The sequence below is a fragment of the Pseudoalteromonas sp. SWYJZ12 genome (assembly GCF_015864395.1).
GTDB classification, from domain to species: domain Bacteria; phylum Pseudomonadota; class Gammaproteobacteria; order Enterobacterales; family Alteromonadaceae; genus Pseudoalteromonas; species Pseudoalteromonas arctica.
The window spans coordinates 1-1,220 of the sequence record NZ_JADYXH010000050.1 but is presented as its reverse complement, the minus strand read 5'-3'; the positions used below and the strand labels follow the sequence as shown (position 1 = coordinate 1,220).

Annotated in this window: 1 protein-coding gene; it reads left to right on the top strand. The window is 40.2% G+C overall.

All coding sequences use genetic code 11. From position 1 onward, the window contains the following. Positions 1-196 precede the first annotated feature (196 nt). Positions 197-1,183: an IS110 family transposase gene (locus I6F42_RS19955; protein ID WP_010555535.1), complete on the top strand. Its 987-nt coding sequence runs from the start codon at positions 197-199 to the stop codon at positions 1,181-1,183. The last annotated feature ends 37 nt before the right edge of the window (positions 1,184-1,220 follow it).

Here is a 1,220-nt window from a genome sequence, read left to right as displayed (position 1 = left end):
CCAACCTTGTATCTCTTCTTGATGAGTGTTTAGCTAGCACTTGTCACATCGGGAAGACAGTGAGCTCGTACCCAACCAGAGTGTGAAAATGCTGTAACGTAGATTGAGCCCTGACTTCCTAACCTCCATTAAACTGAATGGTATCCTAGCGCCCCAACTAAGGGTGACGCTGCATGTACAAGGGGAGTAGATAGAGATGAAAGCTTTTATTGGCATTGATGTGGGTAAAGACAAGTTAGATATTTCCTGGCTACGCGATGTAGTCAAAAGTAAAAAGAAAACGAAGATTTTTAAAAATAACCCGCAGGGCTATCAAGAGTTAGTTGCCTGGTTGATAAAGAATACAAATTTAGAAGCACAAGATATTGTTATTACAACAGAGCCCACAGGTGTTTATAGCGAGCCGCTGATGTATTTCCTATATGAGCAAGGATTTATTTTATTACATGTAAATCCTGGTAAAGCAAAACAGTACGCAAGTTCATTAGGGCTTGTCCATAAGACAGACAAGTCAGACGCCACAATGCTTGCTCGTTATGGTCATGACCAACAGCACTCACTTTTAAGTTGGCAGCCTGAGCCTGTTGAAGCGAGAGAGTTAAAAGTAATGACGCGTAGACTTGAAGCACTTGAGCAAGACTTACGTCGCGAAGAAAATCGTTATGAAGCTGTTGGTTTCTCAGGTGCATCTACTCGAGTTACTCAGTCAATTGAAGATATGATAGCTGTACTAAAAACTGAGATAGGCAAGCTAAAAAATGACATTGATGAGCATATTGATAGACACCCACAATTAAAAAAGAACCGCCAATTGCTTCAAAGTATCAAAGGTGTTGGAGAGGTAATATCACGTATGATGGTGTCCTTGATGGCATGTAAACAGTTTAAAAATGCCAAGCAATTAGCTTGTTACTTAGGCTTAATACCTAAGCTTAATGAGTCAGGCAAACGGGCTGGAAAAACAACTTTAAGCAAAGAAGGGCCTGGGTATATAAGGGCTAAATTGTATATGGCTGCTGTAGTAGCTGTACAACATAATCCAGATATAAAAGCCCAAAATAAGCGATTAGTGGAGCAAGGTAAAACAAAAATGCAGGCAATTGGTGCTGCAATGAGAAAGCTGACACATATCTGTTTTGGTGTTGTGAAGAATCAAACTGAATATCAGCCCCAAGCTATTTAAAGAAAGCTTGAGGCTGGTTAGAAGAGATGGTATCTAC